Raw genomic sequence first — 21277 nt, forward strand, 5'->3', positions numbered from 1 at the left:
GGAGTACCGCGAATTCATATCTTAAATATAATTGAAAAACAGTCCCTCTTTCATTTAGAGAAGGAAGCCACGAACCATCGTCATTGCTTAAATTCGTGGCATTCCCCCGCTTTCATAAAGAGGGGGTTAGGGGGAGATTCATCACCCTGCCTTTTTCATTGCAAAATCCTTACCAAATAACAGCTTGTTTCTAAAGGTAGAAACAGGTGTTTGATCTGCAATCAACTCGGCATACCACATCCCATCTTCGGTATCGCCAAACAGAACCGCACCAATCACTTTGTCTTTTTGGATAATGATACGTTTATAAATTTGACGCTTGTCATCATTGAGGATGATGTCTTCATAATCTTCTTTCGGTTCAAAGTTACCAGCAGAGAATACATCCACACCGCTGACTTTTAACTGTGTTGGCACGGTTGGCGATTTAAAAGTTAAGCTGCCATGCTCAGCCAAATGCGTTGCACAGATAAAAGCTTGTCCCCATAACGGCTCAACCAAGCCAAAGGTTTGATTACGATGTTCGATGCATTCACCTACCGCATAGATACTTGGGTCAAAGGTTTGCATGGTGTCATTGACCAAGATGCCTCGATTGCAACGTAGTCCTGCACTTTGAGCTAATGCAATATTCGGGCGAATCCCAACAGCAAAAATCACTAAATCTGCATCTAAGACCGTTCCATCTTTAAGGCGGACTTGACTGACATGCCCGTCTTCGCCAATCAATGCTTCGGTATTGGCTTCGGTAATGATATTGATCCCTTTTTGCTCAATACTATGGCGCAACATACGGCTGGCACGCCCATCCAACTGACGTTCCATAATTCGATCCATCAGGTGTAGAACCGTCACATTCATGCCTCGTTGTTTCAAGCCATACGCCGCTTCCAGACCCAATAAACCGCCACCAATCACCACCGCATTCTTCTTGCTTTCGCAATATTTGATCATGGTGTTGACATCATAAATATCACGGAAGCTGATCACGCCTTTTAAATCCACGCCTTGTACAGGTGGAATAAATGGTGATGAACCTGTGGCAATGATCAAGCGGTCATAATCAACACTTTCACCTTTCTCGGTATGTACCACTTTACGGGTACGATCAATCTTGATTGCAGGGTCATCGGCAATAAATTTGATGCCTTTGTCGCTATACCATGCATGTGGATGCAACATGATGTCATCAATGGTTTTTTCACCTGAAAGTACTGGCGACAACATAATACGGTTGTAATTACCCCACGGTTCCTCACCAATCACGGTGACGTCATAGCGATCTGGTGCCATATCCAGTAGGTCCTCTAGGCAACGCATGCCCGCCAACCCATTGCCAATCAGCACCAGTTTCAGCTTTTCTTGAGCAGCGCCATTGTTGGTAATATAGGTTTTTTGCGGAACAGACCCGACCCAAACACGACCATTTTCAATTTTGGTTGGAAAAACCAAGAGCTTTTGATCTTTATCTTCCAAACAACGACCCGTCGCTAAACTAAAATGTTGTTTATAAATCGGCGATGCAATCACACGCTCACCTTGTAAATCGCCAATGATGCCGCGACACATCACATTGGCTTGGCTGAACGGATCTTTATTGCTGAGTGCATAAATGCGCTTTTCGTGACCGACACGAAACAGTGCAACCGATTGACCTTCGATCAGTGCGCCCACACCCGTATTTGGTGTGATGTCATCCAGCGCGCAGACTTCCACCCATTGATTTTCTGGCAGCATATCGATGTTCTTTAAACTGGTCATTTGAGTTCTCCTTATGCTTCAACCATTGGGATACGATCGACTGAACGTTCAGCGTCATTCAAAGGGCGAATCTGATCACGCACTTGGGTAAATTGAATATGCGGATCAGCCTGCTGTTCTGCACTGGCATTGATATAGGTTTGGAAACGTTTACGAATCTCAGGGTCTTCAACCGCAGTACGCCATTCATCTTGATAAGTGCCAATCACATGACTCATACGGCTTTCAAGCTCTTCAGCCAGTCCTAAGGAATCATCGACAATCACTGATTTGAGATAATCCAAACCACCTTCCATATTGTCACGCCATACGCTGGTACGTTGTAAACGATCTGCAGTTTGGATATAGAACATAAAGAAACGGTCGATATAACGAATCAGTGTTTCGGTATCAAGGTCAGAAGCCAATAATTCTGCATGACGTGGTTTCATGCCACCATTCCCACAGACATATAGGTTCCAGCCTTTTTCAGTTGCAATCACTCCAACATCTTTACCTTGGGCTTCGGCACATTCGCGGGTACAGCCCGACACCGCCATTTTCAATTTATGTGGCGAACGTAAGCCTTTATAGCGATTCTCAAGTTCAATCGCTAAACCAACAGAATCATCCACGCCATAACGGCACCATGTACTACCGACACATGATTTCACGGTACGTAATGATTTACCGTAAGCATGACCTGATTCAAAACCTGCTGCGTTGAGTTCTTCCCAAATAAATGGTAACTGATGAATTTGTGCACCAAATAAATCGACACGTTGCCCACCGGTAATTTTGGTATATAGGTTATATTTTTTGGCAATTTGACCAACAGCAATTAAGCCATCTGGTGTGACTTCACCACCTGCCATACGCGGCACAACCGAGTAAGAACCATCTTTTTGAATGTTGCCCAAGTAGTAATCGTTACTGTCTTGTAGACCCGCATGGCTTGGTTCAAGCACGAAATCATTCCAACACGATGCCAAAATATTGGCTGCCATTGGTTTACAAATATCACAGCCTAAACCGTGACCGTGTTGATGAATCAAATCATCAAAAGTTTTGATTTCATTGACACGCACCAGGTGATAAATCTCTTGGCGTGAGTATGGGAAGTGTTCACAGACATGGTTATTCACCGTTACGCCTTGGCGTTGCAGTTCAGACTTCAACACTTGCGTGACTAATGGTGCACAACCACCACAGGCTGTCGCTGCTTTGGTACATTTCTTCAAAGCACCGAGTGAGGTTGAACCATCACAAATCGCTTGGCAAATATCGGCTTTGGACACGTTATTACAGGAACAAATGGTTGCGCTATCAGGCAATAAATCAACACCGCTCCCACCTGCCTTCGCACCTGAATCGGCAAAACCCGGCATGATCAAGCTTTCTGGCGTTTCTGGTAGTGCCAGACCATTCAACATCATTTGTAGCAGGTCATTATATTCTTTAGCATCACCAACGAGTACAGCGCCAAGCAATTTGGTTTTGTCTGCATCGACCACGATCTTTTTATAAACCAAGCTATCTTCATCAGCATAAAAATAGCTAAGTGAGTTTGGTGTCATGCCATGCGCATCACCAACAGATGCCACATCAACCCCCATCAACTTCAACTTGGTGCTCATATCTGCACCCGCGAAACAATGCGTTTCTTCAGCTAAGATATGTTTTGCAGCGATCCGTGCCATGTCATAGCCCGGTGCGACCAGACCATAGATTTTGTTATCCCACAGCGCACATTCACCAATTGCATAGATATGCTCATCTGAGGTTTGGCAGTAATCATTAATTTTAATCCCGCCACGCTCACCCAACGCTAAACCACTCACACGTGCTAATTCATCACGTGGACGAATCCCCGCTGAGAATAAAATGATATCTGTTTCCAACTCGCTACCATCCGCAAACTTCATGATGTGCGTTGTGCTATCACCGGCTTCAATACATTGCGTAGCTTTTTGGGTATGGACTTTTACCCCAAGATTTTCAATTTTACGGCGCAATACCTTGCCACCAAGATCATCAATCTGTACCGCCATCAAACGTGGAGCAAATTCCACCACATGGGTTTCCAAGTTTAAATCACGTAATGCTTTGGCAGCTTCCAGCCCCAATAGGCCACCACCAATCACCACACCTGTTTTGGCATTTAAGCTTGCAGCACGAATGGCATCTAAATCTTCAATGGTCCGATATACAAAACAGTTTTCACGATCATTGCCTGAGATTGGCGGAACAAAAGCATACGACCCTGTCGCCAATACCAATTTGTCATAATGAATGATATCGCCAAAATTGGTGGTCACCGTTTGCTCAGCTGCATTAATCTCCACCGCTTTGGTGTTGAGTCTTAAATCAATACCGTGCGCGTCTGCAAAATCAAAACGAGCCAGTGATAAGTCTTTTGCTGTTTTACCAGAGAAGTATTCCGTCAAATGTACGCGGTCATAGGCAATACGTGGTTCTTCTGCAAGAATGGTAATTTCTAATTCATCATCAGCTTTCTCTAAGATGGCTTCGATGAATTTATGCCCCACCATACCGTGACCAATCATCACTAATTTCATTGTGTTTCTCCTAAAATCGAATCTTTGATTAAGCTGCGCTGCTTTGTTCTGAGCTACGTTCCAACATGGCTTGTTCAAACAGCTGTTGTTCTTTTTGTTTATGCTCTACCGAGAATCGGATCAGCATCACCGAGCTTGCAGCAATCACCACCAAGCCGCCTAAAACCATTAAACAAGTTTGAAAATCGACCATTCCTTTCAGCAAGAATCCTGCTGCGACTGCACCGACATTGCCGCCTGCACCAATAATGCCAGCCACACCACCAAGCGCTTCACGGTCAATAAAAGGAACCAAGGCATAAGTCGCACCACATGCCATATGGGTAAACAATGCGAAGATGGTCATACTAAGGATTGCGAATACCGCGCTGTTCATATGCGCGAATAACATCAGGAATAGACCTTCACCCAAGATCAACAGAAACAAGATTTTAGTGCGGCCATCCAAGCCTTTTTTCAGTGCGACTTTGTCTGAAACAATACCGCCAAGCGCACGAGCAAACAGTGCCAGCAAACCAAAAACACCAGCTGCCAGTCCTGCTTCTTTTAAACCAAAATTAAAGTGCTCAACGTAGTACATCGCGATGATGTTATGCATGAAGATTTCAATGCCGAAACATGCCGCATAAGAGCAGAATAGAATCCAGACACGATAGTTGCGTGCTGCATGCATTAAGATTGCCAAGCCACCCTTTTTATCACTGCCAACCACGATGCCTTGTGCACGAAGTTCTTTGAAATCACCTTGTGGGCAGTCTTGAGTCAACTTCCAATAAAGCACACCAACAATCAGCATCATCACACCAGGAACAAGCAATGCAATTCTCCACCCCATAGCTTGTTCAACACCGAACATCACCAAGGCAGACAACAGTAAAGGCATCAAAGCTTGTGTTGCACCGCCACCTGCATTCCCCCAACCCGCTGAAGCGGCATTGGCGGTACCAACAACATTTGGCGCAAACATAATGCTGGTATGGTATTGCGTAATCACAAAGCTGGCGCCAATTGCACCAATCAACAAGCGGAAGAACAGGAAGGATTCATAACTATTTGCAGCAGCAACACCAAATACAGGAATGCTGCCCAGCAATAACAATGCAGTATAAGTTTTACGTGGACCGTATTTGTCGCACAATGGACCAACCATTAATCGGACCAAAATGGTGATTGCCACTGCAGCAATATTGATATTGGCGATCTGATCTTTGGTGAGATGGAACTCGCCTGCGATCACTGGCATTAACGGTGCACAAGCAAACCAAGCAAAGAAGCAAACGAAGAAAGCAAGCCAGCTCATGTGGAATGCCCGCATCGCTGGTGCGGAAAAGTTGAATAACTTAATTGATGTGGCTTTTTTCGCCGATAAATCTAAAGACATTGCCATCTCCCATACTGAACGTATCTTGTGTTGTTAATACATCACGCTGTATCAACAAACCGATCAGATCGGACATCGTTGGCCGTCTTACAATTTTGCAAGTCATCTTTGACTCAATGAATAGTTAGCAAATGCTGTGCCAAGTTCCCAACACAACCACACCAATAAAACATTAGTCATTGTTTTATATTTATTTTATTAAATTATCCTTTGTTTTTAATGAATACCAATTCGGTTGAAGAGAGCAAGTTCAGTACAACGACCTGTTTTAAAGCATAATTCGCACTGCTTCAAAACAACTCTTTTTACGCACTTAAAAAGTGCATCTTTCATTCTGGAGGATATAATTCAAATTTTTCATTTCTTCTACTTGGTCACAGCGATACAATAAAGCGCATAAACAATACGCCCTATGGAGCGATTGCACCGAATAAGAAATCAAAATAGCTTCACTGGCACTAATTTTGCTTCAAAAACAATACGCACAGCACTTTATATCTGTGCATAACCCCATCGTTTGACCTAAATACTATGCCGAAACTCAAGATCGCACTTATTGATGACGACCAGGCTCGGGCTGAATACATAAAAACCTGTTTGATTGAACATGACTTTGATGTAGTGGCTTGTTTTACCCTCGATCATCTCAATATTTTTAAACTCGAACATCTTCAAGCCGATGTGATTCTGCTTGATATGGATCATCCACATCGCGATGTGATCGAAAGTTGTGTCAGCAACTTTGATCTACCTACGGTACTTTTTACCAAGAACACCGATAAAGATATGATTAAACAAGCCATTGATGCAGGGATTACCGCCTATATCGTGGATGGTATAGACCCAAGCCGCCTACACACTATTTTAGATATTTCGATTGAGCAGTATAAAAAGCATAAAAAACTCGAATGTGACCTAAAAGATGCCAAGACTAAACTTGCAGATCGTAAAGACGTCGAAAAAGCCAAAGTGTTGCTGATGCAACTACATGGCTTAACCGAAGATACCGCGTTTCAATTACTCAGAAAAAATGCCATGAGCCATCGCATGACCATTGGAGAAATGGCACGGCGCCTACTCGATGCCCAACAACTTTTAAATAATCAGCTAAAGGATGAATAGATGAGCCATTTAGTCGAATTAGCAAAAGTAGAGAAAACCGAATTACAACTGGGCTATATTCCTTTACTTGATTGTGTCGCATTACTCTGGGCAAAACAGCGTGGTTTTTTTGAAGAAGTCGGTTTAAATGTCAATTTAGTCAAGGAAGCATCTTGGGCCAGCTTACGTGATCGTTTAGCTTTTGGCTTACTCGATGCTGCACATTGCCTATCTGCGATGCTCCCAGCAGCAGCGGTCGGAACGGATCAAATTGGCATTCCACTACAAACCCCTCTCGTGCTGAGCGAAAATCGAGCCTTTATTAGCTTAAGCCAAAAGCTCTGCTATGCACTTGATATTCAAAAACATGACAGCGCAGAAAGTTCAGCACAGAAGCTGACAGATTATATCCACCAACATCAAAACGTCTCTTTGGCGCATGTGTTTCAACATTCAATTCATCACTATTGCTTAAGAGAATGGCTCGCTTTGGCTGACCCTAGACTGGCGCAAACTATTCAAATGAAAACGCTACCGCCACCTTATATGGTTGAAGCGATTAGTAACCATCTCATAGATGGGTTTTGTGTCGGAGAACCTTGGAATACTCAAGCCGAGTTACAAGGCCTAAGCCGAATTGTCTGTTCAAGTCAGCACATTATCCCGAATGTTGCCGACAAAGTCTTAGCCGTTACACAGGAATGGGCGCAACAACATCCCCACAGCTTGATTGCCTTAACCAGCGCCATTCTCAAAGCGCAACAAGAATTACGTCAACTCGAAGATTTTGCACCTGTATGGCAACTTCTGATTGAATTTGATGTGATTCAATTCCATTGTTCACCAGATGTTCATGTTGAAAAGTACTACACCATCCAGAATATCATTCGTAATTTTGTACAGAACAGTGCTGAACCGAAAGCCCAAGACTTTGAATGGCTATTTCAACAAATGCATAAATGGAATACTGTAGAATTCGAACAAGACACCTATCTGATTCAAGCACAGAATTGCCTATTGCTTGAAGTGCATAAAGCTGCTGCGAATAAACTATAAAAAGGATAAAAAAAAAGCTGTCTTTAAATATCAAGACAGCTTTTGAAAGACCCAAAAGGGATTACGCCAATCAAAAGTAACCCCTTAAGTAGTCACTATCATATTGAAAGCAGAGATATCTTTTTCGGACATTTTTATGTCATTAACTGCCATCTAGAATGCGCTTTTTTATCATTTCTGCCAACTGAATAAGCAATAGCAATGTTCAATCTATAATCATCTTGCATCGTAATAACCAAGTGCTTTGCAATGTCACTAAATAAGTAAGCTTCATCACAACACATTCAATATTCATATTTTAGCAACTGAGAGTTTAACATCTTCATAAATAATAATTTAAATACATAAAAACAATATGTTAGTATTAAACCAACATCCTGTTAGATCTCATATAAATATACATTCGTTAGTTCTTTTCTAAGGATTTAAGTCGCTCTAAAATACGAAAATCCAAGCAGATTGACTGCAGAGTTACACAAATCCCATGAACGAAATGGGGTAATTCAGTTTAGAATGTTTAAAAATAAAATTACGCTAAATTTTGTCATATTTTAACATTGCCAATTCCTTGCAAAGTTTTCATTATATGCACCATGCTTGGTATGCAAATTTCTTCATCGATTAAAACAAATTATAAAAAAATTGTAGAATTTTGTGCCATAATAAGCAAACTTTGCAGACATCTTGCAAAAAACTTTTGCAAATTTAGAATTGGAGCAGGCTGAATGAGCTCAACCATTTTGGTAATTCATGGACCGAATTTGAACTTGCTAGGAAAACGCGAACCAGAGGTATATGGTTATCTCACTTTGGATGATATTAACCAGCAACTCACTGCTCAAGCTAAACAAGCATCTCTTACACTAGATTCTTTTCAGAGCAACTGGGAAGGTGCGATTGTCGATCGTATCCATCAAGCACAAAACGAGGGTGTGAAATTCATCATTATCAACCCTGCTGCCTTGACCCATACTTCAGTTGCTTTACGCGATGCCTTACTGGGTGTTGCCATCCCATTTATTGAGGTTCATTTGTCAAATGTTCACGCTCGTGAATCATTCCGTCATCACTCATATTTATCAGATAAAGCCATTGGCGTAATTTGTGGCTTAGGTGCAAAGGGTTATTCCTTCGCACTCGATTACGCTATCGAAAAAATTCAATCTTCTAACTAATTTAAACACATTAGGAATGCTCACTCATGGATATCCGTAAAATCAAGAAACTCATCGATTTGATGATTGAATCTGACTTACAAGCGATTGAAGTTAAGGAAGGCGACCAATCCATCTCATTAACTCGTCCTACCCCTGTTTATGCAGCAACGGCTGTAGCAGCGGCTCCAACAGCTACTGCTCCAGCACCAGCAGCAAAAACACCACGTGGTGCAGTTGAATCATCACCAATGGTTGGTGTGTTCTATGCAGCGCCAAGCCCTGGTGAAGCACCATTTGTAAATGTAGGTCAAACAGTTTCTGCGGGTGAAACACTAGGGATCATTGAAGCAATGAAAATCATGAACCCGATTGAAGCAACTAAGAGCGGTGTTATTGAAGAAATTCTAGTGAAAAATGGTGAAGTGATCCAATTCGGTCAACCACTTTTCCGCTACCGTGCTTAATCAGTTTGGGGATTCCTATGTTGCAAAAAGTATTGATTGCAAACCGTGGCGAAATCGCTTTACGAATTACTCGGGCTTGTAAAACTCTTGGCATTAAAACAGTTGGTATCTATTCAGATGCTGATAAAGACTTAATGCACTTACGCTTCGTTGATGAAGCAGTGTGTATCGGACCGGGTGCAAGTAGTGAAAGCTATTTAAATATTCCTGCAATTATTACTGCTGCAGAAATCACAGGTGCGGATGCAATCCATCCTGGTTATGGTTTCTTGTCCGAGAATGCGGAATTTGCTGAAATTGTAGAAAGTTCTGGCTTTATTTTTATTGGCCCTCGCCCTGAACATATTCGCCTTATGGGGAATAAAGTATCAGCGATTATTGCCATGAAAAAATCAGGTGTACCAACGGTACCTGGCTGTGACCATGCCGTAACGATTAATAATGCGCTTGCTGAAGCAAAAGAAATTGGCTTTCCATTGATTGTCAAAGCTGCTTCTGGTGGTGGCGGTCGTGGTATGCGTATTGTAGAACGCGTCGACACCCTACTTGAATCTGTTCAAGCAGCTCAACGCGATGCTGAAATGTGGTTCGGTGACGATACCGTTTATATGGAACGTTTCTTACAGAAGCCTCGCCATGTTGAAGTACAGGTGCTCGGTGATGGTAATGGTCATGCAATTCACCTCTATGATCGTGACTGTTCTTTACAACGTCGCCATCAAAAGGTATTAGAAGAAGCACCTGCCCCAAACCTACCTGAACAAGCACGTGCAGATATTCTAGAAGCATGTGTCAATGCATGTAAGTTAATGCAGTATCGTGGTGCAGGGACATTTGAATTCTTATTTGAAGATGGTGAATTCTTCTTCATTGAAATGAATACCCGTGTGCAAGTTGAGCATCCTGTCACTGAAATGGTGACTGGGGTTGATATCATTGAACAGCAACTTCGTATTGCGGCTGGTTTAGGTCTTGAGCTTGAACAAGAGCAAATTGAAGTTAAAGGCCATGCGATTGAATGCCGTATCAATGCAGAAGATCCAACTACTTTCTTGCCATCTCCAGGTAAAATTGAAAGTTTCTATGCCCCAGGTGGTGCAGGTATCCGTTTGGATTCACACATCTATCAGGGCTATAACATCCCGCCTTACTATGACTCAATGATTGCAAAATTGATTTCTCATGGTAAAGACCGTGAAACATCGTTAGCGCGCATGCGCCAAGCTTTAGACGAAATGATTTTAACTGGTGTTAAAACCAATATTCCTTTGCATAAAGATCTCATTTTGCAGGATAAAAAGTTCTGTGGACAAGCAATGGATATTCATTATCTGGAAAAACATTTATTGAAACAGCTTGAACCACAAGCTGAAAAAGCCTAAATAAAAAAGCCTCTTACTCAAGAGGCTTTTTTATGTCTAACTCAATCTTATATCAAGGTAAAACACGACGTAAGGTCGCAAAACACTTATCACCTTTCTCACTGGCACAAAAATCGATAGTCGAATCATTCGCCCATTTCACAAAATATTGAGAAACTTCACCCGTTTGATCTTGCTTTTGGCCAGAACAATCCGCTTCATTGTTATCATATTTGATTTGTAAAATCAGCGCTGGTAAACGCTCTTTATGATCTTCGGAAGGTTGGTAGTCATATAAACCATACGACCACTCTTGCCCGCTTTTAATCACCACATCACTAGAGCCACGGAAATTATAATACTCCACACATTTTTTATTATTGGGAATTTCCATTCCCCATAGCCCCATAATTTCAGGTCTTGTGGTCACACGAATTGCATTCGCTTTTGCTATTTGTTGCGGTGTTACCTTTGCTTTGTCATTTACGACCGTCTCTGCCATAGTCCATGTTGAGCAAGCCCATAATAATCCAATAATATAAATATTTTTCATAGATTTAATTAAGTCGTCATCTAAAACGGTCATAGGCTTAAATTAGCATATTTTTTGATAAAAACATGCATTCATAACCATATAAACACAATATTTTTACCATGTAATTTAATTGCTTGTTATGGCATTTTTTCAGGTATGCTATTTTGCGATTTGTGCTTAATTATTTACTTTATAAAGATTTTTGCTTTAGGGATAAAAGCCATGAAATTTTCAGAATATGTACAGTACGATGGTTTGGGGTTAGCCAAGTTAGTCCAAAACAAAGAGGTTCAGCCTTCAGAGCTACTTGAAATTGCATTAGAACGGAGCAATCAGGTTAATCCAAAGCTAAATGCCATCATTATTCCAATGTATGAGCAAGCGAAACAACGTGCTCAACAAACACTATCAGGTCCATTTGCAGGTGTTCCATTTCTCGTCAAAGATTTATTTCAAGAATATCAAGGCGTGCCTACCTCTTATGGTAGCCAAGCATTAAAGAAAATCAATTACACGCCAGATTTTAATGCTGAAATTGTCAATCGCTGGGAACAAACTGGTATTGTCACTTTTGGACGAACCAACACACCTGAATTTGGCATTAAAGGGATTACTGAGCCTGATGCTTGGGGGACCTGTCGTAATCCTTGGAATTTAAAGCATAACAGCGGTGGGTCTTCTGGTGGTGCTGCTTCGGCAGTTGCAGGCGGATTAGTCCCTATTGCAGGTGCTGGTGATGGCGGTGGATCAATTCGCATCCCTGCTTCTTATTGCGGTTTATTCGGACTCAAACCGAGTCGTGGACGTACGCCATGGGGGCCACAATTTAGCGAAGCTATGCACGGCGCCGCCATGCAGCATGTACTCAGCAAAACCATTCGGGATAGTGCAGCTATGCTCGATGCAGTACAAGGCCCTGAACAAACTTCATTATTTCGTATTGAAGCCCCTGCACAGAATTACTTGGATGTTATTCAGCAAGCACCCAAAAAACTCAGAATCGCCTTTAATACCCAATCACCAATTGGTACCAAGATTTCTAAAGACGCGATCCAAGCGGTACAACAAACCGCTAAACTTTTGGAGTCATTGGGACATATTGTGGTTGAAGATCGCCCAAAAATAGATGGCTTAGCGCTGGCAAAAGATTTTGTCACCACTTGGTTTAGCCAGTTCTCTTATATGCAGGCACAAATCAAGCAAATGGCGGGCGCAACAGATCATGATTTTGAACTGGATTCGATTGCTTTGGCCGCCTTTGGTGCGAAAACGACCGCGACAGAATATATTCACACGCTCAATAATTGGGGACTGTACAGCACCCAAATGAATATTTTCTTTGAAAAATATGACTTATACCTTACCCCAACCACGGCCTCAGTCGCGCCAAAAAATGGTGAAGTCGCTACACCTGCCTGGCAGAAACCAATTTTAAAAGGCTTGTTAAAAGTTGGAAAAGCGCATTATCTGGCTCAAGGCAAACTGGTTGAAAAAATGGTACAGGACAATTTAAGCTGGGTGCCATTTACCCAATTAGCCAATGTAACGGGCCTACCTGCCATGTCTGTACCATTGTACTGGAATAAACACGGCATGCCACTGGGTAGTCAATTTATTGCACCTTTTGGACGTGAGGATCGATTATTGCAACTGGCCGCTCAATTGGAACAAACACAACCGTGGCTGCAACAATATAAGCATATCCAAATTTAACTTAAGCCTTGGCTGCTGTTTCCACTTGATTCGGCAGCCATAGCACCAGTAATAAACCAAACAAGACCACCACACTGGCGCAGAAGAAAATTGTTGCACCTGAAAAGATCTGCCAATAATGCCCTGCCAATAAACTTCCAGATGCCACCCCTAAGCCCCACATGGTGCTATACAAAGCCTGTCCTCGACCTTGCTGCTCTGGTGTAAAGTTTTGGAAAATCACTTTCATGGCAATCAGATGGAATAGGCCAAAGCTAAAAGCATGTAAGCATTGAGCAAGCAACTGTCCAATATAATTGGTTTCTAAGATACCAACCAAGAACCAACGTAAACTGGTCAACACTAAGCAAATCACCACCAGTGTCCGCCATGAAAAGCGAGTAAAGAATAGCTTTTGTGCCACAGCAAACATCACAATTTCAGCAATCACCCCCATCGCCCATAAGCTGCCAATTTGTGTGGTGCTAAAACCAATCTCTTTGAGGAAGTTACTATAAAAACTATAAAATGGTGCCAGAGAAAATAGCAAAATAAATTCAATGCTGAAAAATGCCGCGACGATGGGTCGTTTTAAAATCGGCAGCAGCGGTTCAAGCGTTTTCTGTGAACTTGGTGCATGTTCTGGTTCTTTAATACTAAATGACCAGAGAAAAGCAAGAAATGAAACAGAGAGCAGTAAAATCGGCAACATTGAGATTGGAATAACCTCCAACAAAGCCCCTATTACGAATACACCGACGATAAACCCTACTGAACCCCATTTACGCACTTTGCCATAAAGTTCAGCACGTTTTTCTCCAAGCCAGAATAAGGTCACGCCTTCAAACTGCGCTAGGATAGCATTTTGAAAGAAGCTAAAAATCAACATCAGTAAAGCCACTGATTGGAAGCTATTCGGGATTACGAAGATGGCAAACCAGATACAGGCTTCCATCCATGTCGCAACACGCACCAAAAGCATTCGCTTTCCTGATTTATCGGCAATCCAACCCCAAATCAGCGGTGCAAAAAAACGCGTGATAATGGCAATTGAAGAAAGAATGCCGATCTCTTGGTAATTGAACCCCTGATCTTGTAGATACAGGTTCCAATACGGCATAAATGTTCCGACTATGGCATAGTAGAAAAAGTAGAAGCCACCCAATCGTGTTTGGATACTTAATGATTGAAGCAATTCAAATGCCTTTTACAGGTGTGAGATAACAACAATAGAGAATTGATTGACCTAAAAGAATTTTAGCTTATTTCATCCAACAATTCGCCTAGTATCATCATAAATAATAAAAACACCTATCCACAAAAAAGGGCTGAATTTTCAGCCCTTTTAAAATATCACTTTACAACTTACGCATCTGTATTCAACGCTACACTCGGTTGAGCATTTCTCAACTTACGTTGCTTTACATAATACGCCAGCATCAAACAGAGAATCCAACCCGGAATCATCATGACTGCGATACGCATATCCGCAGTCAATGACATCACCACGAGAATACCTAACATAAAGATGATGCAAAGATAATTACTGAATGGATAAGCAATACTTGGGAACTTAGTGGTTAGCCCTTGTGCTTGCATGGCTTTACGAAACTTTAAATGCGTCCATGAAATCACCACCCAGTTAATCACAATGGCTGCAACCACCAGCATCATCAACAAACCAAATGCTTTATCTGGGAAGACATAGTTTAACAATACACACAGTACCGTAACAAATGCCGAAACATAAACAGCATTGGTCGGAATACCACGTTTGTTGATTTTCTTAAGGAACTTAGGTGCATTACCTTGTTGAGCCAAGCCTAAAAGCATACGGCTACTGCAATAGCTAGTTCCGTTATAAACAGATACAGCAGCAGTCAAGATCACAAAGTTCAGCATAGTCGCAACGCCTTGGCTATCCAATGAGGCAAAGACCATCACGAATGGGCTACCACCTTGTGCCATTTGGTTCCAAGGGAACAGCGCGAATAAGATGAAAAGCGTTGCAATATAGAAAATCAAAATACGGTAGATAATTTGATTGACCGCTTTTGGTAAGGTTTTATCAGGATCACGTGCTTCTGCCGCAGTAATACCAAATAATTCAATTCCACCAAAAGCAAAGATGATCACCGCCATTGCCATGACCAGACCTTCTACACCAAATGGAAAGAATCCACCCAACGCCCAAAGGTTACTGATACCCGCTTGTGGCCCTGCCGTTCCTGTTGCAAGTAAATACGAACCAAAACCAATCATGGCCAAGATTGCTAAAATTTTGATGATGGAGAACCAAAACTCCATTTCACCAAAAAATTTGACATGCAAAAGGTTGATACCGTTAATTAAGATAAAAAAGGCCAATGCTGAAACCCACGTCGGGATTTCTGGCCACCAGTATTGTATATATAAGCCGATCGCACTCAACTCTGCCATACAGACCAGCACATTGAGTACCCAGTAGTTCCAACCAGACATAAAGCCTGCGAAAGAACCCCAGTATTTATAAGCAAAATGGCTGAATGAACCACTGACTGGCTCTTGTACCACCATCTCACCTAACTGCCGCATCATTAAAAATGCAATAAGCCCTGCAATCGCATAACCCAAGATGACCGAAGGGCCAGCCAGCTTAATCGATTGTGAGATACCTAGAAACAGACCTGTGCCAATCGCACCACCTAGCGCAATAAGCTGGATATGCCGATTGCTTAAACCTGGGTTCAGGTTTCCTTGCTCCTGTTTTGACATATGATTATTCTCATCCGTGTCGCGTAATTTTTCTGTCTAAAATTACGTATATCATAAGTTAATCATAAATGCCTATATCTAATCCGAAAAATAATTAATTCACTTTTCGAATAACCGCGCATATAAACAGAAAATTCAATAAATAACAAATATTATGAATAATGTAATTAAATTATGTATTGCGTAATTAATTATTTTCAGTATCATAGAAATTAAGACGCAGGGATTTTTGCTCTAAGCAAACTACAATTGGCAGATAAAAATCTAAATATCATTTTATCTTTCAAATACTTAATCAAAACACTCCCTAAACAACCAGATTAGACCAACAGAATTAAAGACAAGGAAAGCGAATCATGGCCCATCATTTAACTTCTTTTCTTGAGATTGATGCCCAATCAGATTTCACAATACATAATTTGCCATACGGTATTTTTAGCGAGACTGCACAAGCTGACAAACGCGTTGGCGTTGCAATTGGTGAATGGGTGCTTGACCTTGCTGCATTAGAGCAAAAAGGCTTATTACAGCTCACGACAGCAAACTGCTTTAATCAGCCAACACTGAATAAATTTATTGAAACTGGCAAACAGAATTGGCATACGGTTCGCAGTAATTTACAAAGCTTATTGTCTGCGGAAAATCCGACCTTACGTGATAATGCCGATTTACGTCAGCAAGTGCTGTTTAAACAAGAAGATGTGGTTTTACATTTACCGATTCATGTTCCTGGCTATACCGACTTCTATTCATCGAAAGAACATGCCACCAATGTCGGCACTATGTTTAGAGATCCTAAAAATGCGCTATTGCCGAACTGGAGCGAATTGCCTGTCGGCTATAACGGTCGTGCCAGTTCTGTGATTGTAAGCGGTAAAGACATTGTGCGCCCTTCAGGCCAAATCAAATTACCCAATGAAGAACGCCCTGTATTCTCAGCGACACGTAAACTCGACTTTGAACTCGAGACTGCTTTTGTCGTGGGTAAAGCAACTGAATTGGGCGAGCCGATTGCCATTGAAAATGCATGGGAACATATCTTTGGCATGGTGTTACTGAATGACTGGTCAGCGCGTGATATTCAACAATGGGAATATGTCCCTTTAGGCCCTTTTAACGCCAAAACTTTCGCCAGTGCCATTTCACCTTGGGTGGTGACCATGGAAGCGCTTGAGCCATTTAAAGTTAAAGGTCCAGAGCAACAGCCAAAACCATTGAGCTATCTACAAGAAAACACTGCTAATAGCTATGACATTCACCTCAGTGTTGAAGTGCAAACACCTCAATCAAAACAAGCCGATGTGATTTGCCAAACCAACTTTAAATATATGTATTGGTCAATGTCACAGCAACTGACTCACCACACCATTGCAGGCTGCAATGTACAAGTCGGCGATTTAATGGGTTCAGGCACGATTTCAGGCCCAACTGAAGATTCTTATGGCAGCTTACTGGAACTAACTTGGAATACCACCAAACCGCTCAACCTTTCCAACGGCGAAAAGCGTGGCTTCTTGGAAGATGGTGACCGTGTTGTGATGAAAGGCTACTGTGAAAAAGATGGAATTCGCGTGGGCTTTGGCGAAGTTGCCAATACCATTTTACCAGCACGTCACTTCCGTTTTAATCAACAAAAGGACGAGCGCTATGAAACTGTATAGTTACTTTCGTAGCTCTGCAGCTTATCGGGTACGTATTGCACTCAACCTGAAAGCATTGCCCTATGAAACTGAAGCAGTGCATCTCGTTAAAAATGAGCAGCAACTGGCAAGTTATCGTACCCTCAATCCAAGTCAGCTGGTGCCAACTTTGCTTGACCAAGATCAGACCTTTACCCAGTCGCTCAGCATTTTGGAATATCTGGAAGAACGTTATCCAGCCAAAGCGCTGTTACCCAAAGATCTGATTGAACGTGCCAAAGTCCGTGCCTTTGCACAAAGTATTACCTGTGACATTCATCCGATCAATAACTTGAGAGTGTTGAAGTACCTGCAAAACGATCTTGCGATCAGTAATGAGCAAAAAACACTGTGGTACCGACATTGGATTTTAGAAGGCTTTCACAGCTTAGAAATGCAATTACAGCATTCCAATGGGCAATTCTGTTTTGGCTCACAGCCGACTTTTGCAGACTGCTGTTTGATTCCTCAAGTCTACAACGCCAAGCGCTTTAAAATTGATTTAAGTGCATTTCCCAAGATTGAGTCGATCTACCAACATTGCTTAACCCTTCCTGCATTTTTGAATGCGACCCCAGAACAACAACCAGATTGGGAATAGAGATAAAAGGAGTTTTATCATGAGCTTTGCAATTAAAAAAATTCATCATGTGGCTTATCGCTGTAAAGATGCTAAAGAAACCGTCGAATGGTACAAAAAAATGCTGCATATGGATTTCATTCTGGCATTTGCAGAAGACCATGTGCCATCTACCAAAGCCTTTGACCCTTATATGCATTTGTTTTTAGATGCGGGCCAAGGCAATGTATTGGCATTTTTTGAACTGCCGACTCAACCCGATATGGGCCGTGATGAAAACACACCGCAATGGGTACAACATATTGCTTTTGAAGTAGAAGATTTAGATGCGCTGATGGCAGCAAAAGCACATCTCGAAGCGAATGATGTGAAGGTATTAGGTGTCACCAACCATGGTATCTTCCATTCGATTTACTTCTTCGATCCCAATGGTCATCGTTTAGAATTGACCTATAATGATGCCCATGCCGATGCCAAGATTGCACGAATTACCGAAGAAATGAAATTAGAAATGCTGGATGAGTGGAGTCGTACCAAACGTGCACCACACCATACTCATTTCTTACACGAAGATGAACTCGGCGCATAAATCCAGTTCCATGAAATTGGCATTAGCGTTGTAAAATGCTAATGCCTTTTTTTATGGTCTAAATTTAAAGCATTTTGTATATTTTTAAGGCATAGTAGGCTCTGCAAAATAGCGTGCAATCTCTCTAAAAACAATTGTATGCTTATACAATTCACCGATTTAATTCATTTAAAAAGATGATTTCTATTTTGCCAACTGCTCAGGCATTATGTGCTGGATGTAAATTATCCATAATTGACAGCAACAAACACTGCGTAAAACGTGCAGCTTAAGGGTTATTGAATGATTGAAGAAAAGTTATCTGGTGGGGTTCAATCACTTGAGGTCGGTTTAGCCGTACTGAATGCCCTTTTAGAACACAACAAGCCCATTATTTTAAAAGATCTATCCAGCAAACTGGATATGCATCCTGCCAAGGTACACCGTTATCTGGTTAGCCTGATTCGTATGAATTATGCCAAGCAGCTTACCGATGGTCAGTATGCCTTAGGCGATCAAGCATGGCGTTTAGGGCTAAACTGTATCCAGCATACAGATGTATTACAGTTGGTTCAGCACCTGATTTATGAATTACAAAACAAGATTGGCTGTGGCATACAAATCAGTAAATGGTCACCCAAAGGACCTTTAGTGGTTCAATCGATTGAATCCAACCATCCGATTTCGATTGTGACCAAGGTTGGGTCGATCATGCCGTTGGTCAATTCCGCAGCGGGTCGTGTGTTTGCCTCTTATATGCCTGAAGCCGTGATTAAACCTCTGATGCAAGCGGAATGGGAAAAAGCAGCGAACAATCACTACCCGATTAAACCGACCGATTGGGACGAATTTCTGCTACTCAAAGAAAATGTTCTGCAACATGGTATGTCGATAGCTCAAGGTGATCTTCTGGTCGGAATTAATGCGGTTGGCCTACCGATCTTTAATGCGCATCACTCAATGGAATTTTGTATTGTCGCATTGGACAGTGAAATGTTTTTCTCAGTGCATGAAGGCAGCGATAACTTAGAACTATTTAAACGTGAAGTTGCAGCAATCAACCAATATATTCAAACCCGTTAATGATTGATCCATACAAAAAAGCCAAGAAGCGAACTTCTTGGCTTTTTTATTTCAAGCTTTGAGTGGGATTATTTTGCTTCTAATACACCACGGCGGATCTGGTCACGTTCGATTGATTCAAACAATGCCTTGAAGTTCCCTTCACCAAAACCATCGTCATCTTTACGTTGAATAAATTCAAAGAACACAGGCCCAAGCATATTTTGCGAGAAAATCTGTAATAACAGCTTTTTCTGACCATCTTTGGTATTGCCATCCAACAAGATACCGCGTTTTTGCAATTCTTCCGTTGGCTCACCATGATTAGGCAAACGCTCTTTCAACATTTCATAATAAGTTTCAGGTGGTGCTGTCATAAACTGCATGCCGATCCCTTTTAACTTGTCCCATGTTGAAAGCAAGTCATCGGTAATAAAGGCAATATGCTGAATACCTTCACCATTGAAATCTGCCAAAAACTCTGCAATTTGACCGTTACCCTTGTCTGAGTCTTCATTCAATGGAATACGAATCATGCCATCTGGTGCAGTCAAGGCTTTAGAAGTTAAACCTGTATATTCGCCTTTGATGTCAAAGTAGCGGATTTCTTGGAAGTTAAAGATTTTTTCGTAGAAGTTCGCCCAATACTCCATACGTCCTTTATAGACGTTATGGGTCAAATGGTCGATTTCGTTCAGGCCTGCACCTTTTGGATTTCTGTCTGCATCATCAAAGAAAACGAAGTCATTTTCATAGATATCACGGTCAACAAGGAAAATTGGCATGCCACCAATCCCTTTAATCGCAGGGATATTTAGTTCCATTGGCCCAGCTTGTGAATACATTGGCTCTGCACCAAGCTCCACTGCTTTGCTAAATGCTTTGGCTGCATCGCGGGTTCTAAAACCCATTGCACAGGCTGAAGGACCATGTTCTTTAAAGAAGAATGAAGCATAAGATTCAGGCTGGTAGTTCAAGATAATGTTGATATTACCCTGACGCCATAAATAAACTTTTTTAGACTTATGCTTTGCGACTTTAGAAAAACCGATGGTCTCAAAGATCTGATCTAATCCGTTTTCCGTCGAAACAAATTCAATAAAAGCAAAACCACATAGTTCTAATGGGTTATCTAAAATGTCCATCTAGTTTCCCTTATTTAGATAAATTCATCCGTTTAATGCTCTGTATAGGTCTTATTCTTCAATTGCTTAATCGCTATCTAAAAGCATCAACCTATACATGCGTTATCAGAAAAGGCGACAGGTGTTTTTATAAGTATGTAAAAGCATCCGTGTTAAAGCCCTTTCCGTCCATAAGTCAGCCAAATGAAGAAATCATGATTCTTGATCTTGGCTCTCAGCTATAAATTCATGCTACAAGAAAGTCTAAATTTATGCAATACATAATTAAATTATGTTATGTGTAATTTTATTATTGTTTGGCTCTGCCAATAAAGGTCGCTATTAAAGAATAATTGGCGATATCTCTAAATCAGACCATGGTCTCAAGCTGATATGAATAAATGTATTTGAGTAGACTGCCTGTCTTATTTCCTTAACAAAGTT

At 41.6% G+C, this 21277-nt stretch carries 17 protein-coding genes; 10 read left to right on the forward strand and 7 right to left on the reverse strand.

The window, feature by feature from the left end; translation table 11 throughout:
* Window positions 1–141: 141 nt before the first annotated feature.
* The 3 genes from nirD to NDN11_RS10100 are packed head-to-tail and all read right to left on the reverse strand — an operon-like array spanning window position 142 to window position 5700.
* Complete coding sequence (gene nirD / locus NDN11_RS10090; protein ID WP_251109534.1) at window positions 142–1761, reverse strand: nitrite reductase small subunit NirD; 1620 nt, start codon at window positions 1759–1761, stop codon at window positions 142–144.
* 11 nt (window positions 1762–1772) lie between these two features.
* The gene (nirB, locus tag NDN11_RS10095) at window positions 1773–4319 is read right to left on the reverse strand and encodes a nitrite reductase large subunit NirB (protein WP_251109535.1); all 2547 of its coding nucleotides are present in this window, start codon (window positions 4317–4319) and stop codon (window positions 1773–1775) included.
* A gap of 28 nt (window positions 4320–4347) precedes the next feature.
* Entirely contained in the window at window positions 4348–5700 is a 1353-nt protein-coding gene (locus NDN11_RS10100) for an MFS transporter (RefSeq protein WP_502801318.1), read from the reverse strand.
* A gap of 531 nt (window positions 5701–6231) precedes the next feature.
* Here NDN11_RS10100 and NDN11_RS10105 point away from each other — a divergent pair.
* The 5 genes from NDN11_RS10105 (at window position 6232) to accC (ending at window position 10860) form a co-directional block, all read left to right on the forward strand.
* Window positions 6232–6822 carry an ANTAR domain-containing response regulator gene (locus NDN11_RS10105; RefSeq protein ID WP_004807526.1) on the forward strand — a complete coding sequence of 197 codons (591 nt, stop codon included), beginning with the start codon at window positions 6232–6234 and terminating at the stop codon, window positions 6820–6822.
* Window positions 6823–7857, forward strand: coding sequence for an ABC transporter substrate-binding protein (locus tag NDN11_RS10110; RefSeq protein ID WP_251109537.1), 1035 nt, complete (start codon window positions 6823–6825; stop codon window positions 7855–7857).
* Between the two features lie 725 nt (window positions 7858–8582).
* Window positions 8583–9032, forward strand: coding sequence for a type II 3-dehydroquinate dehydratase (aroQ, locus tag NDN11_RS10115; protein ID WP_251109538.1), 450 nt, complete (start codon window positions 8583–8585; stop codon window positions 9030–9032).
* Between the two features lie 26 nt (window positions 9033–9058).
* Window positions 9059–9478, forward strand: coding sequence for an acetyl-CoA carboxylase biotin carboxyl carrier protein (accB, locus tag NDN11_RS10120; RefSeq protein WP_167247525.1), 420 nt, complete (start codon window positions 9059–9061; stop codon window positions 9476–9478).
* 17 nt (window positions 9479–9495) lie between these two features.
* Window positions 9496–10860: an acetyl-CoA carboxylase biotin carboxylase subunit gene (gene accC / locus NDN11_RS10125; protein ID WP_167247527.1), complete on the forward strand. Its 1365-nt coding sequence runs from the start codon at window positions 9496–9498 to the stop codon at window positions 10858–10860.
* Between the two features lie 52 nt (window positions 10861–10912).
* Here accC and NDN11_RS10130 read toward each other — a convergent pair whose 3' ends face one another.
* Window positions 10913–11392, reverse strand: coding sequence for a hypothetical protein (locus NDN11_RS10130; RefSeq protein WP_167247529.1), 480 nt, complete (start codon window positions 11390–11392; stop codon window positions 10913–10915).
* A 204-nt stretch (window positions 11393–11596) separates the two neighbouring features.
* Between NDN11_RS10130 and NDN11_RS10135 the strand changes: the two genes are divergently transcribed.
* A complete protein-coding gene (locus NDN11_RS10135) occupies window positions 11597–13087 on the forward strand; it encodes an amidase (protein WP_251109539.1) in 1491 nt (496 codons plus the stop codon).
* A gap of 1 nt (window position 13088) precedes the next feature.
* Here NDN11_RS10135 and NDN11_RS10140 read toward each other — a convergent pair whose 3' ends face one another.
* Window positions 13089–14261, reverse strand: a complete 1173-nt coding sequence (locus NDN11_RS10140) for an MFS transporter (RefSeq protein ID WP_251109540.1) — start codon at window positions 14259–14261, stop codon at window positions 13089–13091.
* Window positions 14262–14431: 170 nt separating this feature from the next.
* Window positions 14432–15820 (reverse strand): amino acid permease, encoded by a 1389-nt coding sequence (locus tag NDN11_RS10145; RefSeq protein ID WP_251109541.1) that lies wholly within the window; start codon window positions 15818–15820, stop codon window positions 14432–14434.
* A 356-nt stretch (window positions 15821–16176) separates the two neighbouring features.
* Between NDN11_RS10145 and fahA the strand changes: the two genes are divergently transcribed.
* The 4 genes from fahA to NDN11_RS10165 all read left to right on the forward strand — a co-directional run bounded on the left by fahA (window position 16177) and on the right by NDN11_RS10165 (window position 19730).
* Window positions 16177–17481, forward strand: a complete 1305-nt coding sequence (gene fahA / locus NDN11_RS10150) for a fumarylacetoacetase (protein WP_251109542.1) — start codon at window positions 16177–16179, stop codon at window positions 17479–17481.
* Complete coding sequence (maiA, locus tag NDN11_RS10155) at window positions 17468–18100, forward strand: maleylacetoacetate isomerase (RefSeq protein ID WP_251109543.1); 633 nt, start codon at window positions 17468–17470, stop codon at window positions 18098–18100. The genes fahA and maiA overlap by 14 nt, the downstream gene beginning before the upstream one ends.
* Before the next feature lie 19 nt (window positions 18101–18119).
* Window positions 18120–18668 (forward strand): VOC family protein, encoded by a 549-nt coding sequence (locus NDN11_RS10160; RefSeq protein WP_251109544.1) that lies wholly within the window; start codon window positions 18120–18122, stop codon window positions 18666–18668.
* Between the two features lie 282 nt (window positions 18669–18950).
* Complete coding sequence (locus tag NDN11_RS10165) at window positions 18951–19730, forward strand: IclR family transcriptional regulator (RefSeq protein ID WP_167247538.1); 780 nt, start codon at window positions 18951–18953, stop codon at window positions 19728–19730.
* Window positions 19731–19798: 68 nt separating this feature from the next.
* On the opposite strand, the gene hppD is transcribed toward NDN11_RS10165, so the two are convergent.
* Window positions 19799–20854: a 4-hydroxyphenylpyruvate dioxygenase gene (gene hppD / locus NDN11_RS10170; protein WP_005189102.1), complete on the reverse strand. Its 1056-nt coding sequence runs from the start codon at window positions 20852–20854 to the stop codon at window positions 19799–19801.
* Between the last annotated feature and the right edge of the window lie 423 nt (window positions 20855–21277).

This window comes from Acinetobacter sp. C26M (assembly GCF_023702675.1).
Lineage (GTDB): Bacteria > Pseudomonadota > Gammaproteobacteria > Pseudomonadales > Moraxellaceae > Acinetobacter.

Coding starts and splice junctions, on each gene's coding strand:
- NDN11_RS10145 (WP_251109541.1), bottom strand. CDS start 15,820: ATGTCAAAACAGGAGCAAGGAAACCTGAACCCAGGTTTAAGCAATCGG.
- maiA (WP_251109543.1), top strand. CDS start 17,468: ATGAAACTGTATAGTTACTTTCGTAGCTCTGCAGCTTATCGGGTACGT.
- NDN11_RS10130 (WP_167247529.1), bottom strand. CDS start 11,392: ATGAAAAATATTTATATTATTGGATTATTATGGGCTTGCTCAACATGG.
- accB (WP_167247525.1), top strand. CDS start 9,059: ATGGATATCCGTAAAATCAAGAAACTCATCGATTTGATGATTGAATCT.
- fahA (WP_251109542.1), top strand. CDS start 16,177: ATGGCCCATCATTTAACTTCTTTTCTTGAGATTGATGCCCAATCAGAT.
- aroQ (WP_251109538.1), top strand. CDS start 8,583: ATGAGCTCAACCATTTTGGTAATTCATGGACCGAATTTGAACTTGCTA.
- NDN11_RS10165 (WP_167247538.1), top strand. CDS start 18,951: ATGATTGAAGAAAAGTTATCTGGTGGGGTTCAATCACTTGAGGTCGGT.
- NDN11_RS10160 (WP_251109544.1), top strand. CDS start 18,120: ATGAGCTTTGCAATTAAAAAAATTCATCATGTGGCTTATCGCTGTAAA.
- hppD (WP_005189102.1), bottom strand. CDS start 20,854: ATGGACATTTTAGATAACCCATTAGAACTATGTGGTTTTGCTTTTATT.
- accC (WP_167247527.1), top strand. CDS start 9,496: ATGTTGCAAAAAGTATTGATTGCAAACCGTGGCGAAATCGCTTTACGA.
- nirD (WP_251109534.1), bottom strand. CDS start 1,761: ATGACCAGTTTAAAGAACATCGATATGCTGCCAGAAAATCAATGGGTG.
- NDN11_RS10100 (WP_502801318.1), bottom strand. CDS start 5,700: ATGTCTTTAGATTTATCGGCGAAAAAAGCCACATCAATTAAGTTATTC.
- NDN11_RS10110 (WP_251109537.1), top strand. CDS start 6,823: ATGAGCCATTTAGTCGAATTAGCAAAAGTAGAGAAAACCGAATTACAA.
- NDN11_RS10135 (WP_251109539.1), top strand. CDS start 11,597: ATGAAATTTTCAGAATATGTACAGTACGATGGTTTGGGGTTAGCCAAG.
- nirB (WP_251109535.1), bottom strand. CDS start 4,319: ATGAAATTAGTGATGATTGGTCACGGTATGGTGGGGCATAAATTCATC.
- NDN11_RS10105 (WP_004807526.1), top strand. CDS start 6,232: ATGCCGAAACTCAAGATCGCACTTATTGATGACGACCAGGCTCGGGCT.